We start from the raw sequence: 24767 nt of genomic DNA on the forward strand, positions 1-24767 counted from the left end.
GCGTGCCGCGCCGCTTCGGCAAGGCGCTGTGCAAGCGTCACGAGGTCAGGCGCGAAGCCCGTGAGCGACACGCGTTAGCGGATTGTCGGCCGGCTTGTTTCACCGGTTTCTTTCTCGTGTTTCATCGGCTGAGTCCATGCGCCCGCGCGGTAACGGGTTATCCGTTACCGCGCGGGCAGCGCTGGAAGCGGGCCGTGCGTCAGGCTGTTGCGCACGAGTCGGGATGGAACCCATGCGGCGCGCCGGTTCTTCGCGATTGCCTCAGGTTGCTCGGCGTGACGCCGAAGCGGAGCCGGAAGGCCGTCGAGAAGTTGGCGCCGCCGCTAAAGCCGACCATTTCGGCAATGGAACCGACCTCGAGCGAGGTTTCCGTCAGCAATTGCTTTGCCTTCTTCAGGCGCTTCTCGCGCACGTACTCGGCCGCGCTCAGCCCGACGCAGCGCTGGAACGCGAGCGTCAGCCGGCGCGCATTGGTCCCCACCGATTTCGCGAGTGCCTGCATGTCCGGTGTTTCGGCGAGGTTGGCATGCACGATGGCGCGTGCGCTGCGAAACAGCACGACGTCGAGGTTGCGCGCGGTTTCGTTCAATATGACGCTGTCGTCCTCATGAGGACGGACGGCCTTGTTGAGCATGTGTATCTTGAGGCGAAGGCGCAGTTCCTCGAGGTCGAACGGCTTGAGGATGTAGTCGATGGCGCCGGCCATCAACCCGGCTACGCGCTCCAGCGGCTCCACGGCGGCGGTCACGAAGATGAGCGGAATGGCCTGCGTCGCCGGATTGGCCTTGATTTGCCGGCATGCCGCGAGCCCGTCGCATATCGGCAGCGTGATATCCATCAGGATCAGATCCGGCTGGACCAGCTGGGTCTTTCTGACGCCGTCGAGTCCGTCGGCGGCGACGTAGACCCGGTACTCCTGCTGTCCCAGGAAGTCCGCGAGCAGCACCCTGTCGTCCGGATTGTCATCTATCACAAGTACGCGCAGTTTCCCGTTCCGGCTTCTGACGGGGCTACGTTCAAGCTCTGCCTGGTTCATGTGTATCGGATCGTTGGTCGTGTCTGTCGAGCGGCAAGATTGGCGACCTGGCGTCTGGTGGCAGACGGGCGAGTCACTCGGGCAATCAGAGGTATCGATGGCTTCCGCGACTGCCACGCTCCCTTCTTTAGTACATATCGGTTCATCTCTGCGTTCCTTGAGTCCACTTGCGGGTCGCGTTTGCATTGCCTCAAAACAGCAGGCAAAAGCGCTATATACATCGGGGTCTGCCTCGCTGACAAGGCTTCTCGCCAGCGTTGCGCCTGTGTGCGCGGTTCGCGTTCAACGTTCCGGGCGCGATGCCTGTGCCCACAGATTTCCAGGCAAACGTTTGGCATGTAAACGACGGGTGCATGGTGCGTTGTCGCCGTCGCCGCGCGACGCCGGCCGGCTTCAATTTTTTTTTCGAAAGCAAAATTCCCCGGCAGTTTGGCAAACGTCTTGAGTCGCGAAGTTTTTCTCGACCCGGTATTGTTCGACTCCTGTGAAACCCCGGGCAATGAAGTTACCGGGAGGGTCCCGGTAACTTGCAACCGCCGGCATTTGCCAGGCGGTGGGCAGAACAGCGAGGTATTCCATGAAGAAGGCAGTACTACTAACGTGTGCGCTCGCACTCAGTGGAGGCGCATGCGCCGCCGCCGGGACAGAGAGCGCCAGCGTCGTGGCGAGCACGGGGGACATATCGCTGTCGCAGGCGGACGTGACAGCCATCATCGAGTCGCTTCCCGCCGACGTCCGGACGCGCCTGCGTACCGATCCTTCGTTCCTCGACGACATCGTGAGGGGAAGGCTGATGGACCGCCGGGTGCTCATGGAGGCGCACGCAAGAGGCTGGGACAAGCAACCGCAGGTGCGCGCGCAGATGGAGGCGGCGCAACGTAACGCAATCGTTCGTAGCTATCTGTCCTCGCTTTCCGAGCCGCCGGCATCCTACCCGGACGACCATCTGATCGAGGCCGTCTGGCGGCACGATGCGGCGAGGTTCACGGTGCCGCGCGCCCTGCATCTGGCGCAGATATTCATTCCGGCGCCCGCGGGAGCGGACGCCGCAATGCTCGCGAAGGCCCGCAGGCAGGCCGACGACGCGGCTCGCCAGGCGGGCGCGCCCGGCGCCGACTTCGGCGCAGTTGCCGCGACGTACTCGCAGGACGCCGCCAGCGCGGCGAAGCACGGCGACCTCGGCTTCGTCCCGGAAACGCAGTTGCTGCCGCCGGTTCGCCAGGCCGTCGACACGCTCAAGCCGGGCGGCACGAGCGGCCTCATTCGCACCGACGCGGGCTTTCACATCGTCCGGCTGATCGAGGTGCGGCCCGCCTTCGTGAGGCCGCTTTCCGATGTCAAGGACTCCATACGTACGGCGTTGCGGCTGCAAAAGCAGCGGGCGAACGCCCAAGCCTATCTGGCGACGTTGATGAAGCAGGACAGCGTGAAGATAAACGAGCAGGCGCTCAACCAGGCGTTCGCCGCGGCGCACTGAGCGGGCCCGGCGCGGGCCGCAAGATCGTGCGGCAACGGGCGGCCGGAAACCGGAGCGAAGCAATCGTTCAGTAGTGCAAAAAAAGAAGGCGGCATGCGCGCGCTGCCGGACGGTCCTCGACGACCGTCGGCGGCGCGGCGAGCCGTGCATTCGATACTCAGCGATACGGGGAAATTTTTCGATGAAGACAGAGTCATTTCCGAGTCTGCCAGGGCGGGCTGGTCGGCTGGCGACCAGGAAGAGCACGGCCGCCGTTTCGACCGCCGTCATGTTGCTGGCGGGGCTTTTGAACGGACAGCAGGCGCTGGCGAACGGCACCAACAGCACCCATGCGGCGGCCACGCCGCCGACGCCGTCGTATCTCTCGACGAGCCAGCAGGTGTCCGATCCGTCGGATGCGACGTGTAGCCAGCAGCTCACCAATCTCGGCATCGTCGCCCAGGCTGCGGGCACGGCGGCCCAGCTGGCCGGCGTCACGTCGGAAGCGGCGGAGCTCGCCACGGAAGACGGCTTTGCCAACCCGGCTCCCGCAACCGGGGCCGCCGCGGATGCGGTCGGCCTCGGCACCTCGCTGGCGGCCCTGTACGTTCAGGTGACGCAGGCCGGCCTGCCGAACTGCGATCAGGAATTCACCGGGTCGATCCAGGTCGACGCGGGCGGCGCGAACATCACCGGCGACTCGATCTTCCAGAACAACCTCGGGGTGGTCGGCAACGTCAACGTCGGCGGCGACGTCAATGCGAGCCACGTTGCCGCGACCCAGGGCATCTCGGCGGACGCCGGCGCGATCACGCTCGGCGACACGAACATGTCGACCTGGTCGAACGGCATCACGCTCGGCGGCGGCGCGCTGTCGGGCGCGGGCTACGGCGGCGCCGAGGCCACCACGGGCGACGTCAACGCAGTGGCGATCGGCAACAGCGCCAACGCCACCACGGGCACCTCGACCGCGCTCGGCACCGACGCGAACGCCTCGGCGGTCGGGTCGACGGCCATCGGCGCGGGCGCCTCGGCGACCGGCATCTATTCGACCGCGGTCGGCGTGAACGCGACGGCGTCGGGCACCAACAGCACCGCGCTCGGCGCGGAGTCGCTGGCGAGCGGCGACAACAGCACGGCGGTCGGCGAGTCGGCGCAGGCGACCGGCCTCAACTCGACCGCCCTCGGCCAGTCGGCGGTGGCGTCCACGACGGACAGCACCGCGCTCGGGCAGAACGCGCACGCGACCGGCGTGGCCGCGACGGCGACCGGCGAGGGCGCGGTGGCGTCCGGCGCGGACAGCGTCGCCAACGGCCAGGGCGCGGGCGCACTGTCGGCCAACAGCGTGGCGATCGGCCAGAACGCCGTGGCGCAGGCGGTGGACGCAACGGCGCTCGGTCAGGGCGCGTTCGCGTCGGGCCTCAACGCGACGGCGCTCGGCCAGGGCGCGGTGGCGTCGGGCAGCAACAGCACGGCGACGGGGACCGGCTCGCTCGCGAGCGGACTGAACGCGACGGCCAACGGCGTCGCGTCGGTGGCGAGCGGCGAGGACACCGGCGCGTTCGGCGGCGGCGCCAGCGCATCGGGTCTCGCGGCCACGGCGCTAGGAGAAAGCGCCGTGGCGTCGGGCGACGGCAGCACGGTGACGGGGCAGGGCGCGCTCGGCAGCGGCATGGGCGCGACGGTCACGGGCCAGAGCGCGCAGGCGACGGGTGCGTACAGCTCGGCGTTCGGCCAGGCTTCGCAGGCGAGCGGCGACCAGTCGACCGCGTTGGGGCAGGCATCGCTCGCATCGGGCGAGAACGCGACGGCGGTGGGCGAGTACGCGGTCGCCAACGCGGCGGGCACGACCGCGTTCGGCCAGGGCGCGCAGGCCATCGCGCAGAACGCGACGGCCACGGGCCTGAGCGCCCTCGCGTCGGGGGCGAGCAGCACGGCGACGGGTGCCGGTTCGCAGGCAAGTGGGCTGAACGCGACGGCCAACGGCGTCGCGTCGGTGGCGAGCGGCGACGACAGCAGCGCGTTCGGCGGTGCGGCCAGCGCGTCGGGCCTCGGCGGGACGGCGCTCGGCGAGTCGGCGCTCGCCGGCGGCGACTATTCGACGGCGACGGGCCTGGGCGCGACCGCCACGGGCGTCAGCAGCGTGGCGAACGGCGCGGGTGCGCTCGCGAGCGGCGCAGCGAGCGTGGCGGCGGGCGCGGGCGCAACCGCCAACGCCGATTACACGACGGCGGTCGGCCAGGGCGCGACGGCGTCGGGCCTCAACGCCACGGCCAGCGGGCAGAGCGCGACCGCGAGCGGCGCGGGCGCGACCGCCACGGGCCAGGCGGCGCTGGCGAGCGGCATCGATTCGACGGCCACGGGTCAGGGCGCGCAGGCGAGCGGCACGAACGCGACCGCGACCGGCAACGTCGCGGTAGCGAGCGGTGCGAACTCGACCGCCGAAGGCACGTCGGCCGTGGCCTCGGGCGACGACAGCCTCGCGGCCGGCGCGGGCGCGGCGGCCACCGGCAACGCCAGCACGGCCACCGGCGTGCTGGCGCAGGCGAGCGGCGTGAACTCGACCGCCAACGGTCAACTGGCGGTCGCTTCCGGCGTCGCGGCGACGGCGCTCGGCCAGGGCGCGCAGGCGGGCGGCGCGGACGCGACGGCCACCGGCGCGGCGGCTTCGTCGTCGGGCCTGAACAGCACGGCGACCGGCGCGCTGGCCCAGGCGAGCGGCGACAACTCGATCGCCTCGGGCCAGGCATCGATCGCTTCCGGCACGAGCAGCTCGGCATACGGGCAGAGTGCGCAGGCGATCGCGGACTACGCGACGGCGCTCGGCCAGTCCGCCCTCGCGGCCGGCGTCGGCAGCACGGCGAGCGGGGAGGGCGCGCAGGCCGGCGCCGCCTATGCGACGGCCAACGGCTCGAACGCCGTGGCAAGCGGTTCGTACAGCACGGCGGTCGGCTCCGGCGCGAGCGCTTCCGCGCTGAGCGCCAGCGCGTATGGCGCGAGCGCCACGGCCGCGGGCACCGGGGCGACGGCAATCGGCGACGGTGCCTCCGCGAAGACCAACGACACGGCGCTCGGCTACAACGCGCACGTCACGGCCGACGGCTCGGTGGCGGTCGGCGCGAACTCGCTCGTCGCCGCGCCGGGCGGCATCGCGGTCGGCTCCGGCTCGCAGGTGAGCGGCGCGGGTGCGCTCGCCATCGGCCAGGGTGCGCAGGCGAACGGCGCGGGCGCGCTCGCCATCGGCCAGGGCGCGCAGGCCAATGCGCCGGGCGCGATCGCGCTGGGCAGCGGCACCGTCAACAACCAGGCGAACACCATCTCGACCGGTGGACGCCCGCTCACCCAGCTCGCGCCGGGCTCGAGCAACACCGACGCAGCCAACATCGGCCAGTTGCACGCCGCCGCGGCGCAGGCCATCGCAATCGGGCTGATCGCCTACCCGAACGGACAGAAGTCGAACTACATCGGCGTCGCCGCCGGCCGCTACGGCTCGGCGAACGCCGTCGCGATCGGCTATGCGCACGACTTCTCGTCGCAACTGTCGGTTCGCGCGGCGGTGTCGTACTCGCCCACGTCCGGCGCATCCACCGGCGAGGGCGTGTCGATCAACTTTAGCTGGTAACGGGCGGCGCCCGGCACGGCAAGACAGCGTATTCGTTCGGCCGCTGGCGCACGCGCGGCGGCCCCCTTCTCTTTGAATGAAAGCATCCGAGCAGACGATGAAGACTTTCCCGATGGGTCATGGCCTTCCGAAAAGGAAGACTGCCATTGCGGTTGCATTTGCGTTCCAGGCATTCGCGCTCAGTTATGGCGCCGCCGCGCAGACGGTGACCGTCGACAGCACCGCAGGCGACGCGACCGGCACGGTGTCCGGCAACGAAACCAATGTCGTCTATTCCGGCAGTCCGGCCGCGCCGGCCATCGCCGCGGTGACGATGGTGCAGAACGCCTCGCTGGGCGGTCAGGCCGGCGTCGCGGTGTCGAGCACGGCGACGAACACCGACACGCAGCTGGCCCTGTCCGGCGGCAACACCATCAACGGCTCCGTGAGCGGCGTCAACGAGATCAATGTCGGTGGGCACACCGATTCGTCGATCAACGGTTCGGTGCAGTCGGTGGGCACGCTGACGCTGGACACGACGAGCCACCTGCTCCTCGGCGGTTCGACCTCGGTCAACCAGGTGAACTTCGATCAGGGCGCGACGGTTGGCGTGTCGTCCTCGTTGCAGGCGTCGACGATCGACTTCCGCAACGTGGCCGGAACGATCGACGTCGCGAGCGGCGGGACGCTGGCCGGCACCGTGCAGAGCAGCGGCGGATCCAACGGCACCGTCGTGTTCGAGCGCGGCGGGAGCGCGAGCGGCGCGCTGGGCACGACCGCGGCGAAGCTGGGTTCGGTGCAGGTCGGCGTGGCGGGCGCGGGCACGCTGACGATGCAGGGCGGCGTGGCCGCGCAAAGCCTCGCGATCGAGAACGGCAGCACGGTGAACGTCAGCAACGGTTCGGTGACGGCGGGCACGTCGCTCGCCGGCGGGGCGACGCTGTCGGTGTCGAACGGCAACGTGGCGGGCAACGTCACGACGACGGCGAACGGCACGGGCACGCTGACGCTCGGCGGCGGCACGCAGACGGTGGCCGGCAACGTGGGCGCGAGCGGCGCGGCGCTGGCCGCGGTGAACGCGGGCGCATCGGGTTCGACGACGACCTTCACGGGCGCCGTGAACGCGGTGAATACGAATGTCGGGGCGGGCACGGCCAGCTTCGCGGGCCTGACGACGGGCACGCTCGGCTTCACCGGAGCCGGCACGGCCAACCTCGGCGCGGGTCTGACGGGCAACGTCGATTTCGAAAACGAGGCCGCGACGGTCAACGTGGCGAACGGCCAGACGCTCGACGGCACGGTGCAGAGCACGGGCGGCGTGAACGGCACGCTGGCGTTCGCGCAGAACGGCACGGTGACGGGCGACGTGGGCACGAGCGGCGCGTCGATTAGCGCGCTGAACGTGGGTACCGCAGCCCAGGGGACGGTGACGGCCCAGGGCAACGTCTACGCGAACACGGTGTCGTTGCAGAACGACAGCACGCTGTCGCTTTCGGCAAACCAGAACCTCACGGGCAACGTGACGACGACGGCGGACGGCACGGGCGCGCTGTCGCTGTCGGGCGGCACGCAGACGGTGAGCGGCGACGTGGGCGCGAGCGGCGCGTCGCTCGGCGCGTTGAACGTGGGCACCGCGTCCCAGGGGACGGTGACGGCCCAGGGCGACGTCTACGCAAACACGGTGTCGCTGCAAAACGGCAGCGCGTTGACGCTGGTGGCGGGCAAGAACCTCACGGGCAGCGTGACGACGGCTGCGGACGGCACGGGCACGCTGACGCTGGCGGGCGGCGCGCAGGCGCTGACCGGCAGCGTGGGCGCGAGCGGCGCGTCGCTCGGCGCGCTGAACGTGGGCACCGTGTCCCAGGGGACGGTGACGGCCCAGGGCGACATCTACGCGGATACGGTATCGCTGCAAAACGGCAGCACGCTGTCGGTGTCGAACGGCGACGTGGCGGGCAACGTCACGACGGCGGCGGACGGCACGGGCACGCTGACGCTGGCCGGCGGCACGCAGACGGTGAGCGGCGACGTGGGCGCGAGCGGCGCGGCGCTGGCTGCGGTGAACGCGGGCGCATCGGGTTCGACGACGACCTTCACGGGCGCGGTGAACGCGGTGAACACCACCGTCGGAGCCGGCACTGCGAACTTTGCGGGTCTGACGACGGGCACGCTGGGCTTCAGCGACGCGGGCACGGCGAACCTCGGCGCGGGCATGACCGGCAACGTCGATTTCGCAAACCAGGCCGCGACGGTCAACGTGGCGAACGGCCAGACGCTCGACGGCACGGTGCAGAGCACGGGCGGCGTGAACGGCACGCTGGCGTTCGCGCAGAACGGCACGGTGACGGGCGACGTCGGCACGAGCGGTACGTCGATTAGCGCGCTGAACGTCGGTACCGCAGCCCAGGGGACGGTGACGGCCCAGGGCAACGTCTACGCGAACACGGTGTCGTTGCAGAACGACAGCACGCTGTCGCTTTCGGCAAACCAGAACCTCACGGGCAACGTGACGACGGCGGCGGACGGTACGGGCACGCTGACGCTCGCGGGCGGCACGCAGACGGTGGCCGGCGACGTGGGCGCAAGCGGCGCGGCGCTGGCCGCGGTGAACGCGGGCGCATCGGGTTCGACGACGACCTTCACGGGCGCGGTGAACGCGGTGAACACCACCGTCGGAGCAGGTACCGCGAACTTCGCGAGCCTGACGACGGGCACGCTGGGCTTCAGCGACGCGGGCACGGCGAACCTCGGCGCGGGTGTAACCGGCAACGTCGATTTCGCAAACCAGGCCGCGACGGTCAACGTGGCGAACGGCCAGACGCTCGACGGCACGGTGCAGAGCACGGGCGGCGTGAACGGCACGCTGGCGTTCGCGCAGAACGGCACGGTAACGGGCGACGTGGGCACGAGCGGCGCGTCGATCGCCACGCTGAACGTCGGTACCGCAGCCCAGGGGACGGTGACGGCCCAGGGCAACGTCTACGCGAACACGGTTTCGGTGCAGAACGACAGCACGCTGTCGCTGGCCGCGAACAAGAATCTCACGGGCAACGTGACGACGGCGGCGGACGGCACGGGCACGCTGACGCTCGCGGGCGGTACGCAGACGGTGGCCGGCAACGTGGGCGCGAGCGGCGCGGCGCTGGCTGCGGTGAACGCAGGCGCGGCCGGCGCCACGACGACCTTCACGGGCGCCGTGAACGCGGTGAATACGAACGTCGGGGCGGGCACGGCCAGCTTCGCGGGCCTGACGACGGGCACGCTCGGCTTCACCGGAGCCGGCACGGCGAACCTCGGCGCGGGCATGACCGGCAACGTCGATTTCGCAAACCAGGCCGCGACGGTCAACGTGGCGCACGGCCAGACGCTCGACGGCACGGTGCAGAGCACGGGCGGCGTGAACGGCACGCTGGCGTTCGCGCAGAACGGCACGGTAACGGGCGACGTGGGCACGAGCGGTACGTCGATCAGCGCATTGAACGTCGGCACCGCAGCCCAGGGGACGGTGACGGCCCAGGGCAACGTCTACGCGAACACGGTGTCGTTGCAGAACGACAGCACGCTGTCGCTGGCGGCGAACCGGAATCTCACAGGCAACGTGACGACGACGGCGGACGGCACGGGCGCGCTGTTGCTGTCGGGCGGCACGCAGACGGTGAGCGGCGACGTGGGCGCGAGCGGCGCGGCGCTGGCCGCGGTGAACGCGGGCGCGGCCGACGCCACGACGACCTTCACGGGCGCCGTGAACGCCAACCAGATTCTGGCGGGCGGCAACGGATCGGTGACCACGTTCGACGGCGCCACGACCGGCGCCGTGCAGTTCGCCGGCAACGGCAGCGTCGTGCTGAACGGTCCCGCAGCCCTGAAGGGAACCGTCGATTTCAGCGGCAACGCGGGCGCGCTGCACATCGGCGATGGCGTGAACGTGGCGTTCGATGCCGCGCATCTGAACCTCCAGAACGCCGGCTCGGCCACGCTCGCCTTCGACGGCAGCAGCACCGTGACCACTTCGATCGGCAGCGCCGGCAACGGCGTCGTCAACAACAGTCCCGCGCCCGGCGCGGGCAGCGGCAGCGTGCCGGGCGCGATCGACGCCGGCGCCGACGGCAAGGTCGTGACGTTCACGAACACGGTCGCGGTGGGCTCGGGCAACCTCAACGTGAGCGGCACCGGCGAGGTGGTGCTCCAGCGCGGGCTCGACGGCGGACTGAATTTCGCGGCGGACGGCACGGCCATCGTCGCGGACGCCCGGCAGATCAGCGGTGCGGTCAGCGCGTCGGCGGCCGGCACGGGCACGCTCGACTTCGCGGGATCGAGTTCGACCGCGGCGGCGATCGGCAGCGCGGCGGCGCCGCTGAAGGCCATCGACTTCAACACGTCGGGTCAGCAGGCCACCGCGTCGCTCAACAACGACCTGTACGCCGACACCATCAGCGTGGGCGCGAATACGGCGGCCACCGTCACGTCGAACCTCGCGTTCGGCGGCAACCTCTCGCTGGCGGCCGCCAGCTCGTCGCTCGACCTGCAAACGTCGACGCTCTCGGGCGTGGCCGGCGCGAGCGGGTTCGATCTCGGCAGCGGCACGCTGAAGACCACGATCGACGGCGCGACCTTCGGCGCGGTTCATGCGAACGCCTTCAGCAATGCGTCCGACGCGCACGTCGCGGTGACGGTGCTGCCGTCGAACACGGCCGTCCAGAACGGCGAGACGTTCGAGATCGGCGGGGCCGCCGCGGGCAATACCGGCGCGCGCACGCTCGACGCCGGCAACGTGTCGACGAACAGCGCGGCGCTGTCGTTCACGGCCGAAGCGGGCTCGTCCGGCGGCGCCGTGCTCGGGGCGGACAGCGGCAGCGCGGGCCAGAGCCTGTACCTCGTCGCGCATCGCAACGACTATGCGAGCGCCGCCGGCCTGGCCGGCTCGCAGCCGGGCGCGAGCGCCGCATCCGCGTTGAGCGCGCTGGCGCTCGACCCGGCCGCGCTCGCGGCATCGGGCCTGACGGGCGTGGTGGGCCACCTCGACGCGGAAACGGCCTCGCAGCTGCACGCCGACGCGCAACGCCTCGCACCGCTGACGAACAGCTCGCTGACCCAGACCGCGTTCCTCGCCTCCGATGCCGCGCTCGGCAGCATCGCGAGCCGCCAGGCCGCGCTGCGCGACGATCCGGCGGCCGGCAACGGGCCGACCGCCGGCGCGCTCGGCATCGGCGCCGACCCGGGCCGTTACAGCGTCTGGGTCAAGGGCTATGGCGCGAAGTCCAGCCAGAGCGCCGAGGACGGCTACGCCGGCTACAACGCGACCACAGGCGGAATCGCCGTCGGCGCCGACGCCCGCTGGGCGCAGGGCGGCGCGGGGATCGCGCTGAGCCAGGGCATCTCGTCGATCGACGAAAACGACGCGCTCAGCGGCGACACGGCGCAGGTGAAGAGCTACCAGCTCACGGCCTACGCGACGCAGGCGTTCGGCCGGGCCTATGTCGACGGACTGATCGGCGTGGCGCGCGAGCGGTTCGGCACGACGCGCGTGAGCGCGCTCGACCAGGTGGCGAACGCGAACTTCAACGGTATGGAAGGCGTGTTCCGCCTGAGCGGCGGCTATCCGATCCCGCTCGCGTCCTCCGTGCTGCTCACGCCGATCGTGGCGATCGAGGGCGACGTGCTGCACCAGGACGGCTACACCGAAAGCGGGGCGGGTCCGCTCGACCTGAACGTCGAGTCGAAGAACAGCGCGCGCGTGCGATTGAGCTTCGGCGGCAAGCTGAGCGGGGAGACCGGCACGGCTATCCGGGTGCGCCCGGAACTGCACGCGTTCGTCAACCAGGACTTCGGCAACGAGAGCGATGGAACGAATGCCAGCTACGTCGGCGGGGGCGCGTGGTTCTTCACGCCGGGCTACCACGTGTCGCGGACGAGCGTGACGGTGGGCGGCGGGCTGTCGCTGGACCTCACGCGGATGATCCAGTTGCAGGTGCAGGCCGACGTCGAGGCGCGCAGCGGCTACGACGCGGTCTTCGGCGGCATCGTGGCGCGCGGCAGGTTCTGACGTCAGCAGTCCTTCGCCGTGCGTGGGGGCGGCAGGGATTGCCCCCACGGAGTCATGGCTTCGTTCGAGAACCGCCTGGACCGACCTGCGACCGGTTTGCCGCCGGGCGCAGGCGCGGTCGACGCAGTTCCCGCACCTGCGCCCGCGACCGCATCTGGCGGCCGCGGGCGCGGTTTCGAACGGCGCCTGGTTTCGACGGCAGCACCCCGGGTGCGCCCTCCGCCGCCAGCTTTCTCCTCCTCCTTCACCGGGACCCGTTTTCGCGGCACGGGGTCACTGGCGCCTGCGGAAAATCAATTGCTCCACCTTCAGGCACGCACCGCGATGCCGTAAATACAGGACGGCGCCACAACCGTGCCGCCCCTTCGCGCGCGACATGGGCGTCGGCGGCAGGCCTGCCGTTCGGGTGCAGCGGGTACAAGCGTGAACGGGCGGCCGGCGCCTGACGTTGAGTTATGCGAACGGCCTCGGCCGAAAGCGATTCAGCGATTCAGCGATTTTTTTCTAAAAGAAGATGTTGGGAATGCCGTGTTCGAAGTGGTGTTGAGATTCACGCGAAAGCATGCGGAAATCGATTCCGTTCATGCAGGATCGCGGCACATGGACACGCGTTCGCGGGCCATCCTCTTCGGCTGCTTCGTTCTGGCGGTCGTCCTGCTCGTGCTTTCCGGCGGCCCGGCGCGGGCGGATGTCGTCGCCCACGCGGTCGATCTCTCGACCGTCGCCGAATCGCAGCCACTCGTCACCCCGTTGTTCTTGCTGGACGACCGCGAGGCGCATCTCGACGCGACGGCGGCACTGGGCGCGCCGGGCTGGCAGCCGGCATCGGCGCATGCACTGTCCCGTGGCTATACGCGTTCGGCGCTCTGGCTGACAGGTGAGTTCTACAACGGCAGCGCGTTTCCCGTCACCCGATGGCTGTCCGTCGGCCCGGTGCGGCTCGACGACGTGCGCTATTACACCGTCACGGGCACCGACGATCCGGTTGTACAGGAACAGTATCGGGCCGGAATCGGGACGCCGGCCGGCGCCCGCCGGATCGATACGGCCCTGCCGGTGTTTCCGGTGACGCTCGCGCCGGGCGCGCATCAGCGGTTTCTGCTGCGCGTGCAGAGCCGTTCCGCGATTTCGCTGGACGTGAAGCTGTGGTCGCCCGAGGCCTACCGGCGGGACGAACGCAACGAGACGATGCGGCACATGTTCCTCGTGGGCGTGATGCTGACGATCGCCGCCTTCGCCGTCGTGCTCGGCGCCGTCTGGCGCGATCGCATCTTCGCGCTGCTCGCCGCGAGCATTGTCGGGGAGGTGCTGTACGAGCTGGCCTACGAGGGCCATCTGTACGAATTGTGGCTGCGGCAAGGGGGCGATTTCGTCGGCCGGCTGCCGAGCATCGCGGGCAACCTGACGGTCGCGATGTTCACCGTGACGGTGATGGCGTTCGTCGGCCTGCGCAAGATCCCGCTGTGGAAATGGACGTATCGCATCCTGGCCTGCGCGATGTGCGTGGCCGCCGTGTGGACCACGCTGGGCGACTATCGGGTCAGCGCATCGGCGTCGATCTACGGCGTGTTTCTGTGCAACATCGTGTGGGTGGCTTCGATGCTGGACGGATGGCGGCGCGGCCTGCCCAATGCGCGCCTGCTCCTGATCGCCTTCGCGCCCGACTGCGCGACGCTCTTCCTGCGGCTCGGCATGGCGGCCGGACTGCTTTCCGGACGGTGGGTGACCGGCTCCGCCCAGGTATGGGACAGCCTGTCCGTCCTGCTGATGATGGTGCTGATCGTCGGCGGCCGCTCGCGCCAGGTCTACCGCGCGCAGCGGGCCGCGCAACGGGCCTTGCTCGATGCGCAGGAGAAGGAGGCGGAGCGGCTGGAGCAGGCTGTCAACGCCCGCACCGGCGAACTGCAGCATGCGCTCGTCGCGGCGGACGACGCCAACCGCTCGAAAGGGGATTTCCTTGCGCGGATCAGCCACGATCTTCGCACGCCGCTCACGTCGATCATCGGCTTCGCGGACCTCATCCTGGCCGCGGGCCGGGAGGATGCGGAACGGGGACGCGTCATCCGCCGCAGCGCCGACCACATGCTCGGGATGGTGAACGACCTGATCGACTATGCGGCCGGAGAAAATCCCGACACGCTGCGCGTCGAGCCCGTGTACGTCCACGCGCTGCTGGAGACGGTGGGGCAGCAGGGCGCCACGCTCGCCGCGCGAAGCGGCAACGCGTTCGGGCTCGACATCGCGGACGAACTGCCGCCGGTGCTGGAGCTGGACGGCAGGCGCTTGCAGCAGATGATCGGCAACCTGCTCGACAATGCCGCGAAGTTCACCCGCGACGGCGCGATCCGGCTTGCCGTCGAATCCCGCGTGACGGATGCGGATCGCCAGCTCTATCTGCTGGTCTTCTCCGTGAGCGACAGCGGCTGCGGCATTGCGCCCGAAGACCAGGCGCGGATCTTTGAGCCGTTCACGCGTCTCGATGGCGCCCGCCACACGCCCGGCATCGGGCTCGGGCTCGCGATCGTCAAGCTGTGGGCCGCCCGCATGGGCGGCTCGGTGCAGGTCGACAGCACGCCGGACCGCGGCACGACGATCCGCATCCGGATTCCGGCGCGCGCGGTCGGCGAAGCCGGCGTCAGCCATGCGCGCCTGCCCGAAGCCGTCGATGCGCTCCCGCCGATCGACGGCGCCGGGCGGCGCGTGCTGGTCGTGGAGGACACCGGGGAAATCCGGCAGCTGCTTCACGACGATCTGGCGAACGTGGGCTTCGAGGTCGAGGCCGTCGCCGACGGCGCGGCGGCTATTGCCCGCCTCGAGACCCGGACGGCGCCGCCGCCGGATCTGGTGTTGACCGACCATCTGATGCCGGGAGCGAATGGCGACGCGGTCCTTGCCGCCGCCCGGCAACACTGCCCCGGCGTGCCCGTCGTCGCGCTGTCGGCGACGCCGCAAAGGGCCGTGACCGACGATGCGTCGCCGGGCGCGCCCCGCTACGACGCGAGTCTGCTGAAGCCGGTGAGTCTCGTCGACCTGCGCAACACGATTGCGCGCGTGCTTGGGCTCGCGCGGGCCGGGATCGCCGCCGACGCGGCGTGGTCGGCGGAGTCGCCCGTCCCGCCGTCGGGCGAGACATTGGAGGAGGCGCGATGCCTTGTCGAACTCGGCGCGGTTTCCGACCTGATCGAGTGGGCCGACCGGCTTGCCGACGAGCAACCCGAATGTGAGCCGTTCGCGCGGTGCGTAGGCCGGTTCGCCCGTCTTGGCGAGCTCGCGAAGATCGAGGCGCTGCTGGGGACCGGGGCGGCACAGCGTTCGGCGCTGTCCACCGCCTTGCCTGAATGACGCGACGATGCGTGGCGTGACGCGAGAATCTGGCGATGCGCGGTCCGTACCGGGTGGCCGGGCAGCGGCCGCAATCCGCGAGCGGACCGCGTGCAGAGTCACTGCCCGGCATACCCTTCGCCGAAGGGCGGCATAAACGGTCCTCCGGCCGGCCCGCCGAACTGCCCGGGCGTCGCGCCCGCCATGGGGAAAGCGAGCCGCCCCGAAGTCGCTCCCGGCCCCCAGCCAGGGGACTTGCCCGCCATCGATCTCTTGCCCGCCGCACGGGTGCGCTCCCCACGTCTGACGCGCGCAGCGGCCTCTCGAACACAACCTTGAAGGTCCAGCGGTCGCCACCATTGCAGGCCGGGCGGGAGCCGGGTGAAGCAAGTCCAACGCGCGCGGACGAAACAGAACGGGGAGTGCCGACGCGCGACGCCATGTCAAACGAGAAATGGCGAATTGAATACGAATAAAAGGCAGATCGCCTGCGGCGGCCCACGCCGCGCGGCAACCCGTGAATATTGAGCGTGGTGTAAAGGACTGTTCCAGTCTCTGCGCTATATCGACGCAGGGTGCCGTAACCAATATACCGACCTGCCACCGCGACTGCGCGCTTTATCGCGGGCAAGTGGCGAGATCTTCAAAAGCAGATTTTCATATTTAAATATTCGGACTACGAATTTAATTTGACGAGAGTCGGGTGACGGAACATGGCGCAATTGGGATTGACTAGAACAACATACGGCATCGTCGGCTTCGGGGTCTTGGTGGCGACGACTTCTCCCCTTACGTGGGCACAGGGCTCCGTTCAGCTTTCGGGCATCATCGACACAGGTATTGCCTATGTCAGCGACGCCGGCAATACGCAGGGGCATCAAAGCGCATGGCAGGCAAAGAGCGGCGACATCAACGGCAGTCGATGGATCCTGTCCGGCAACGAGGCACTCGGCGGAGACCTGAGCGCGGTCTTCATGCTGGCCAACGGCTTTGCGCCGATGACGGGCGGGATCTCGCAGCAGGGCCGGATGTTCGGCTTCCAGTCCTGGCTCGGACTGCAGTCGCAATCGCGGGGCACGCTCACGTTGGGGCGGCAGTTCGACGAGGTGGTGCAGTTCGTGGAGCCGTTCTCGCTCGGCGGGACGCGTTACGGCGGCACGGCCTTCGCGCACGTTTTCGACAATGACAACCTCGACAACTGGACGCGGATCAACAATTCGGTCAAGTACGTGAGCCCTCTGATGGGCGGCCTGAAGCTGGGCGCGTTGTACGGCTTCTCGAACCAGGCCGGAGGTTTCGACAACAATCGCGCCTACAGTCTGGGCGCATCGTATCAATACGGGAATCTCGATCTCGGTGCGGGCTATTTCCAGTTCAACAACGCATCGAATCTCGCGGGCGCAAACACGGATGGCGCGGTGCCGGCCGGGGCGCCCTTCAATGCGAGCCGCCAGCGAACCTGGGCTGCGGGCGGCCTGTTTCATTTCGGCAATGGCGCCGCCGGCCTCGTGCTCAGCGAGACGCGGCTCGATAACGCCAAGTCGATCAACAACGTCGTCGATACCGCGATCAGCCTGCCGGGCGACGACGTGCGGTTCCAGAATATCGAAGTCAATGTGCGCTATACCGTGCTGCCGCAGTGGGACGTCGCCGCTGCCTATACGTTCACGGCCGGCCGCTTCGCGACGCCGACGGGCGTGCGCTATCCGAAATGGCACCAGGCGGGCATCGTCAATACCTACTTCCTGTCACCGGCCACCGACGTCTACGCCGAGGTGATCTATCAGCGCGCCAACGAATTGTCCGGAACGGGCATACAGGGTGCGCAGATCGCCAACTTCTCCCGCGCGTCGGGCGCGAACCAGCTCGTCGCTTCGATTGGTTTGCGGCACCGGTTCTGATGCAGGACGGCGATAGCCGTTCTTCGTCGAATGCTTAGCGCCGAGCGGCATAAGTCGATAGGCGCCGCTGAGAGATATCGATTTTCCTATCCGTTATTGGAGCGGCGCGCGCCATGTTCCTATACTCGATTCCCCATCAGCACTCGCATTAGGCGAGTGCCACTTTCACCCGCCGACATTTGCGAGGAATGCCCCATGAGTCTGCGCCCATTGCACGATCGCGTGATCGTCAAACGACTTGATCAGGAAACCCGAACCGCGTCGGGTATCGTCATTCCCGACAGCGCCGCCGAAAAGCCCGACCAGGGCGAAGTTATCGCCGTCGGTCCGGGCCGGCGAGACGCCGAAGGTCGCCGCATCGCGCCGGACCTCAAGGTCGGAGATCGCGTGCTGTTCGGCAAGTACGGCGGCCAGACCGTCAAGGTCGACGGCAACGAACTGCTCGTACTGCGCGAAGAAGACATCGTCGCGGTCGTCAACGCTTGAGAGCCTGGGAGAAAACCATCATGGCAGCCAAAGATATCGTATTCGGCGACGTCGCCCGCACCAAACTCATTGAAGGCGTGAATCTGCTCGCCGACGCTGTGAAAGTCACGCTCGGACCGAAAGGCCGCAATGTCGTCCTCGAGCGCGCGTTCGGCGCACCCGTGGTTACGAAGGACGGCGTGTCGGTCGCGAAGGAAATCGAGCTGGCCGACAAGCTTCAGAACATCGGTGCGCAGATCGTCAAGGAAGTCGCGTCGAAAACCAGCGATGCGGCCGGCGACGGCACCACGACCGCCACGGTGCTCGCACAAGCCATCGTGCGCGAAGGGCAAAAGTACGTTGCGGCAGGACTGAATCCGCTCGATCTGAAGCGCGGCATCGACAAGGCCGTTCACGCCGCGATCGAAGAACTGAAGAAGATCAGCAAGCCCACGACCACGAGCAAGGAAATCGCCCAGGTCGCGACGATCTCGGCCAATGGCGAAGAGTCGATCGGCCAGCGTATTGCCGAGGCGATCGACCGTGTCGGCAAGGAAGGCGTGATTACCGTCGAAGACGGCAAGTCGCTCGACGACGAGCTGGACGTGGTCGAAGGCTTGCAATTCGATCGCGGTTACCTCTCGCCGTATTTCATCAACAATCCCGACAAGCAGATCGCGGAACTCGACAATCCGTACATTCTTCTGCACGACAAGAAGATTTCGAATATTCGCGATCTTCTGCCATTGCTCGAGCAGGTGGCGAAAGCGGGCCGCCCGCTTTTGCTCATCGCCGAGGACATCGAAGGCGAGGCGCTGGCCACGCTCGTCGTCAACAATATTCGCGGCGTGCTCAAGACGGTCGCCGTGAAGGCACCGGGTTTCGGCGACCGTCGCAAGGCGTTGCTCGAAGACATCGCGATACTCACGGGCGGCCAGGTCGTGGCCGAGGAAACGGGGCTCACGCTCGAAAAAGCGACGTTGCAGGAGTTGGGGCAAGCGAAGCGCGTGGAAATCGGCAAGGAAAACACCACGGTGATCGACGGCGCCGGCGAGGCCTCGGCGATCGATGCGCGCGTGAAGCAGATTCGCGTGCAAATCGAGGAGGCGACGTCCGACTACGATCGCGAGAAGCTGCAGGAACGGGTCGCGAAACTCGCGGGCGGCGTGGCCGTCATCAAGGTGGGCGGTGCGACCGAAATCGAAGTGAAGGAAAAGAAGGACCGCGTGGACGACGCGCTCCACGCCACGCGCGCGGCCGTGGAAGAGGGCATCGTCGCGGGCGGCGGGGTCGCGTTGATTCGCGTGCGCCACGCCATTCTCGGTCTCAAGGGCAATAACGCCGATCAAACGGCGGGCGTGAAGATCGTCTTGCGCGCGCTCGAAGAACCGTTGCGCCAGATCGTGACCAATGCGGGCGAGGAAGCCAGCGTGGTCGCGGCGAAGGTTGCCGACGGCACGGGCAATTTCGGCTACGACGCGGCCACGGGCGAGTACGGCGATCTCGTGGAGAAAGGCGTGCTCGATCCGACCAAGGTGACCCGAACGGCGCTGCAAAACGCGGCCTCGGTGGCGGGCTTGCTGCTCACGACCGACGCCACGGTCCATGAGGCGCCGAAGCCTGCCGCCGCGCCCGCGCCCGCGGGCGGCCCCGGCGGCCCGGATCTGGGCTTCTGAACCGACCGGCAAGTCGAGGAAGCGGGCCGCGAAAGCGCGGCCCGCGCATCTGGGCGATCGATCTGCGCGGTGTGGGCGTCGAGATCGCCCGCGATACCGCGAAGTACGCCGCTGGATAGTGCGCTGCCGGGGCAGCCGGGGGCTCAGATCACGAAGAAGCCGTGCGTGCCGTCGCGCCCGAGCTGCGCGACGAGACCGTACTCCCATTCCAGATACGCATTCATCGCTTCGTGCGCGTTGCCGGTTCCTTCGTATGGGCGTCGATAGCGGTCGATACGCGGCGAGGCCAGATGCGCGTCGCCGCTCTCGACGGGCAGCCCTGCGCGAATCCAGGCCGAGGTGCCGCCTTCGAGCACTTCGACCGGCTTGCCGGTGAACGCAGCGACGTCGGCTGCGGCGAACGGGGCGAGCGTGTTCGTCATGCACACGGCGACGTAGCGTCTCGCGTCAGGCAGCGCGCGCAGGTCATTGAAACCGGGGCCGAGATGCGCGCGCAGCGCCCACCGTGCGCCGGGAATGTGCGCCTTGATGTGATTCGCGCTCGACGTGAAATCGAGCACGACGGTGCCATGGCCGCGCTCGGCAAGACGCGCGGCCAGCGCTTCGGCCGTGACCGATTCGACGCGCGCTGCATCGGGCTTCGGCGCGTGCCATGTCCCGGCTTCGGTCAGATCTGCGGCGCGCGCTTCGTCGACGACGTAGACGTCGATGTTCATCTGGGCGAGCCAGGACGCGGTCATGTTCGCGCGCACGCCATCGTCGTCGAAGAGCACGACGCGCGCGCCGCGCACGGGCGCGAACATTTCCGTTTCCTGCACGAGCTGGCCGCCCGGCGCGCCCTGGAAGCCGGGCGCGTGCGCATGCTCGTACTCGGCCGGCGTGCGCACGTCGAAGCGATAGGTCGTGCGCGCGGTCTCGGCGGTCCAGCAGGCGGCTTCGTCGAGCGTCGTGCGTCCCACGCCGGCGCGGCCGGCCAGCGCGGCGGCGGCGGCGCGCGACGAGGCCAGCGTGGCCGCGTCGCGTCCTGCCTCGAGATCGAACTGGCGCGCACTCCCATGTTCGAGCGCCTGCCCCGCGAGCGTCCAGCCGATCGTGCCGTTGCGCAATGCCGCCACGACGTTCGGCAGCCCCGCATTGACGAGCGATTGCGTGCCGATGATGCTGCGCGTACGCCCCGCGCAGTTCACGACGACGCGCGTGGCCGGATCGGGAGCGAGCGCGCGGGCGCGCAGCGCGAGTTCCGCCCCCGGGACGCTGATGCTGCCGGGGATGTTCATGGTCTGATATTCGTCGAAGCGGCGCGCGTCGAGCACTACCACGTCTTCGCCGCTCGCGAGCAGCGCCTTCACGGCCTCGGCGGACAGCGAAGGCGTGTGGCGCCTCGCTTCGACGAACTCGCCAAACGCCTTGCTCGGCACGTTCACATCGCGGAACACTTCGCCGCCGGCACGAATCCAGCCTGCGAGCCCGCCTTCGAGCAGCGCGATATCGGTGTAGCCGAGCGCGTCGAGCTTCACCGCGGCGCGCTGCGCGAAGCCTTCGCCGTTGTCGAGCAGCACGATGGGCACGCTGCGGCGCGGCAGTTTCGTCCAGACGTCGAGTTCCAGTTTGGAGAGCGGCAGATTCGCGGCGAAAAGCGGATGGCTTTGCGCATGCGGATCTTCTTCGCGCACGTCGAGCAGTGCGATTTCGCGGCGGGCAAGCAGGGCATCGCGCACGTCATGGTACGTGCGCGTGGGAAATGACTTCATGAGGCGAGGGTTTCCTTGCCCAGATCCCAGAGATTCGGAAGGGCGTCGTTGGAGTAGCCGGAAATGAAAGGCTTCGGCGCGGCGCCGGGCGGGTAGGTGAACCGCCGCACCGCGCCGATGTTCGCGCCGTAGACGTGAATGCTGACCGACACGCGATCGTCGTATGCGTTGCGCACGCGGTGAATGTCGCCGACGGTCGGCGAGACGGCCTCGACCGCGCCGCGTTCGAGCAACACTTCGTCGCCGAGCGCTTGCAATGCGCCGGCCGCATCGCGCGCGTAAGGTTGCGCATACTCCGCACCGCGCAGGACGCCGATCAAGCCCCATACCGTGTGATCGTGCACGGGCGTCTGCTGACCCGGTCCCCAGACGAAGCTCACCACCGAAAAGCGTTGGCGCGCATCGGCATGGAGCAGGTATTGCTGATAACGCTCGGGCGAAGGCCGGGCGTAGGCGTCGGGCAACCAGTCGTCATCGCGAACGAGTTCGCGCAACGCTTCGAGCCCTTGTTCGATCAGCTCGGGCTCGGGCGGTGCCCGGTCGACGAGTTCTGCGATCGTGCCGACGAAGCGGCGCAGCTTGTGGATGCCCATCAGTCGGGAAGCTCCGGTTTCCTGGGTTGTGCGAAACGAACGGACAACGGCCTGCGTCGAGCCGTGTCAAGCGGCGGCGCGCACGCGCGAGGTCAGTTCGCGCGTGGCCGGAATCAGCGCGCGGCCGTAATCGACAGCGTCTTCGAGCGGGTCGAAGCCGCGAATCAGGAACGTGGTGACGCCAAGCGCATGGTATTCGGCGAGGGCCTGCGCGACCTGCTCGGGCGTGCCGACGAGGGCGGTCGAATTCGACCGGCCGCCGATCTCCCTCGCCACGGCGGTCCACAGGCGCTCGTCGGCGCGCACGCCCTCGCCGGCGGCGGCGAGCAGCCGGCGCGCGCCTTCGCTCTGAAGCGGGCCACCCTTGTCGAGACCCTGTTCGGCGCGCAGGCGGCGCGTTTGCGCGAGGATGTGCTCCGCGCGCTCCCACGCGGCCTTCTCGGTGTCGGCGAGGATCGGCCGGAACGAAACGGAAAAGCGCACGTTGCGTCCGTGCTTCGCGGCCTCGGCGCGCACGCGGCCGATCAGGTCGGCCACCCCTTGCTTCGATTCGCCCCACAGCGCATAGACGTCGGCATGCTTGCCGGCCACTTCGAGCGCGGCGTCGGATGCACCGCCGAAATAGATGGGCACATGCGGCTGCTGGCGCGGCTTGACCTCCGACCAGGCCTGTTCGAAGCGATAGAAGCGGCCTTCGTGATCGAACGGCTTGTCTTCGGTCCAGACGCGTTTGAGGATCTGCAAATACTCGTCAGTGCGTGCATAACGCTCGTCGTGACCCAGGTAATCGCCGTCGCGTCGCTGGTCGGCGTCGCTGCCACCCGAGATGAAATGCACGGCAAGCCGGCCGCCCGAAAAATGATCGAGCGTCGCGAGCTGGCGCGCGGCGAGCGTCGGCGCGACGAAGCCGGGCCGGTGCGCGAGCATGAAATGCACGCGCGAGGTCACGCTAGCCGCGTAGGCGATGGTGAGCGTGGCGTCGGGGCTGATGGAACTGTGCGGCACGAGGATGCGGTCGAAGCCCGCGCGCTCGTGCGCCTGCGCGAAGTCGCGGACGTAATCGACGTCGATTGCCGGGCCTTGCGGGAGATGCGTTTCCGATACCTTGCGCTGCTGGATCATGCCGATGAATTCGATGCTCATGCTGGCTCCCTCCATGGACGGACCAGCCTAACATCCGGTCATGCAAACTTTAAATATCGAATGCTGATAAACATTCCATTTGCACATGAAGCGCCGCCTATGCGCCGATCGTAACCGCGCGCTTCAGGGCGAAGTCCCAGCGATCGGCGCGCGCCGTCTCCACGGGGGCGGGCAGCAGGTGCGCGTTGAAGAACGTATCGGCGATTTTTTGCTGTTCGCCGAAATTCGCCGCGCTCACCTCGCGCACGAGATAGCTACGGCGCGCGTTGGCGCGCTCGATGGTCGAGGCGTCGAGACCCCAGATCGGCGCGAGCAGGCGCGCGGCGTCCTTCGGCGCGTTGCGCACCCATTGGCCGGCGGCGCGCAACTGGGCGTAGACGCCGTCGATTACGTCGGGCCGCGCCTCGGCAAAGCGGGTCGAGGCGAGGTAATAGCGCTGGTAGCTGGCGAGTCCCTTGCCGTCGGCGAGGATGCGCACGTCGGCCAGTTGGTCGACGGATGCCACGTAAGGGTCCCAGGTGACCCATGCGTCGACGCTGCCGTGCTCGAATGCGGCGCGCCCGTCGGCAGGCGTGAGGTAGTGGATGCGCACGGCGTCGGCGGGAACGTTGGCCTGCGCGAGCGCCGCCAGCAGCAGGTAGTGGCTGCCGGCCGCCTTCGTCACGGCGATGTCCTTGTCCCGCAGGTCAGCGAGCGTGCGCAGCGGTCCCGCGCGCTTGACGATGATGGCCTGCGCGGCTGGCGAGGGCGCTTCCTGGGCAACGTAGACGAAGCGCGCATGCGCGGCCTGAGCGAAGATCGGCACGGTATCCGCGACGTCCGCGCTGAAGTCGACGGCTTCCGCGTTGAGCGCCTCCGTAAGCGGCAGGCCGCTCGCGAACTCGCTCCAGCTCACGCTGACGCCGAGCGGCGCGAGCGCGGCTTCGAGCTTGCCTTGCGTCTTCAGCACGGTGATGAGCGTCGAGGACTTCTGATAGCCGATACGCAGCGTCGAAGCCGGCGCGGCGAACGCGAGCCCCGTGGTCGCCGCGAGGCCGAGAATCGAACCACGAACGAGCAGGCTGCGGCGCGAGGGAGAAAACATGGCGGATCCGGAATCGGTTGGCGAAACGACGAGTCTGGATCGATCCCGCGTACAAGACAACGAAGCAATTGCGCTAAGGATTCGCGCGCAGGAACTTTACGCGGCAGGGAGCGGGTCTTCGAACCGGCGGGCGGCTACACGGCCACGCCCCGCAGGAGCGAGACGCCCAGATGAGCGAAGAGACAGGAAGAGGTTACGTCAGCCATGCGGGTTTCGTCATTGCCGTGACCCGGTACGACCGTGACGAAAAGCCTTCCCTGCGGATGGCCGCTTCGATTTCGCTCTGCGGGGTTGCGAGAAGAGAGCCCGCTATTAAAGACCGCTCGGCGCAGCGATGACAAGCGGTTTTTCGTGCTTTGCTTTTTCCATTTGACGGACAGCGCCTCATGAAACAAACATGCGCGACGTAAATGATTCAGCCAGATAAACATATATACATAGAATAATTCTCACGCCCCGGCTTCCCCGTTACGCTTCTCCCACAAATGCAAGCGAGGACCTATGGGCAGCTCTGCTTCATCATCGTTTATTCCGCGCCGGCGCCTGCCGTGCGCTTGTGTCCCGGCCGACGTCGGCACGTCGCGGCCGGTGGCCGACATCGCGGCGCAAGACGGCATCGCGCCGCGTCGTCTGCGCGCGCGCGCCGTTGCCGATACGCAGACCGGCGCCCCCGTCTGATCTCGCGAGGAGGAAGCAT

12 protein-coding genes are annotated in these 24767 nt (G+C 68.4%); 7 read left to right on the forward strand and 5 right to left on the reverse strand.

The window, feature by feature from the left end:
* Nucleotides 1-199: 199 nt before the first annotated feature.
* Nucleotides 200-1036 (reverse strand): response regulator transcription factor, encoded by an 837-nt coding sequence (locus BLU17_RS04150; protein WP_091994844.1) that lies wholly within the window; start codon nucleotides 1034-1036, stop codon nucleotides 200-202.
* A 577-nt stretch (nucleotides 1037-1613) separates the two neighbouring features.
* Here BLU17_RS04150 and BLU17_RS04155 point away from each other — a divergent pair.
* From BLU17_RS04155 to groL, 7 genes are all read left to right on the forward strand, one after another.
* Entirely contained in the window at nucleotides 1614-2513 is a 900-nt protein-coding gene (locus BLU17_RS04155; RefSeq protein ID WP_091994847.1) for a peptidylprolyl isomerase, read from the forward strand.
* 181 nt (nucleotides 2514-2694) lie between these two features.
* Nucleotides 2695-6114, forward strand: coding sequence for a beta strand repeat-containing protein (locus BLU17_RS04160; protein WP_091994851.1), 3420 nt, complete (start codon nucleotides 2695-2697; stop codon nucleotides 6112-6114).
* Nucleotides 6115-6211: 97 nt separating this feature from the next.
* Nucleotides 6212-12136, forward strand: a complete 5925-nt coding sequence (locus tag BLU17_RS04165) for a hypothetical protein (protein ID WP_143189175.1) — start codon at nucleotides 6212-6214, stop codon at nucleotides 12134-12136.
* A gap of 600 nt (nucleotides 12137-12736) precedes the next feature.
* Complete coding sequence (locus BLU17_RS04170; protein WP_091994855.1) at nucleotides 12737-15478, forward strand: hybrid sensor histidine kinase/response regulator; 2742 nt, start codon at nucleotides 12737-12739, stop codon at nucleotides 15476-15478.
* Between the two features lie 692 nt (nucleotides 15479-16170).
* Nucleotides 16171-17358 carry a porin gene (locus BLU17_RS04175; protein WP_091994858.1) on the forward strand — a complete coding sequence of 396 codons (1188 nt, stop codon included), beginning with the start codon at nucleotides 16171-16173 and terminating at the stop codon, nucleotides 17356-17358.
* Between the two features lie 195 nt (nucleotides 17359-17553).
* Entirely contained in the window at nucleotides 17554-17844 is a 291-nt protein-coding gene (gene groES / locus BLU17_RS04180) for a co-chaperone GroES (protein WP_091994861.1), read from the forward strand.
* Nucleotides 17845-17864: 20 nt separating this feature from the next.
* Nucleotides 17865-19499, forward strand: coding sequence for a chaperonin GroEL (groL, locus tag BLU17_RS04185; RefSeq protein ID WP_091994864.1), 1635 nt, complete (start codon nucleotides 17865-17867; stop codon nucleotides 19497-19499).
* Nucleotides 19500-19642: 143 nt separating this feature from the next.
* On the opposite strand, the gene BLU17_RS04190 is transcribed toward groL, so the two are convergent.
* From BLU17_RS04190 to BLU17_RS04205, 4 genes are all read right to left on the reverse strand, one after another.
* On the reverse strand, nucleotides 19643-21250 hold the full coding sequence (locus tag BLU17_RS04190) for a rhodanese-like domain-containing protein (RefSeq protein WP_091994867.1): 1608 nt from the start codon (nucleotides 21248-21250) through the stop codon (nucleotides 19643-19645).
* The gene (locus BLU17_RS04195; RefSeq protein ID WP_091994870.1) at nucleotides 21247-21843 is read right to left on the reverse strand and encodes a cysteine dioxygenase family protein; all 597 of its coding nucleotides are present in this window, start codon (nucleotides 21841-21843) and stop codon (nucleotides 21247-21249) included. The genes BLU17_RS04190 and BLU17_RS04195 overlap by 4 nt, the downstream gene beginning before the upstream one ends.
* 66 nt (nucleotides 21844-21909) lie before the next feature.
* Entirely contained in the window at nucleotides 21910-22986 is a 1077-nt protein-coding gene (locus BLU17_RS04200; RefSeq protein WP_091994873.1) for an LLM class flavin-dependent oxidoreductase, read from the reverse strand.
* 97 nt (nucleotides 22987-23083) lie between these two features.
* The gene (locus tag BLU17_RS04205; protein ID WP_091994876.1) at nucleotides 23084-24070 is read right to left on the reverse strand and encodes an aliphatic sulfonate ABC transporter substrate-binding protein; all 987 of its coding nucleotides are present in this window, start codon (nucleotides 24068-24070) and stop codon (nucleotides 23084-23086) included.
* Nucleotides 24071-24767: the final 697 nt, after the last annotated feature.

The organism is Paraburkholderia lycopersici (genome assembly GCF_900096975.1).
In the GTDB taxonomy this organism is placed as follows: Bacteria; Pseudomonadota; Gammaproteobacteria; order Burkholderiales; family Burkholderiaceae; genus Paraburkholderia; species Paraburkholderia lycopersici.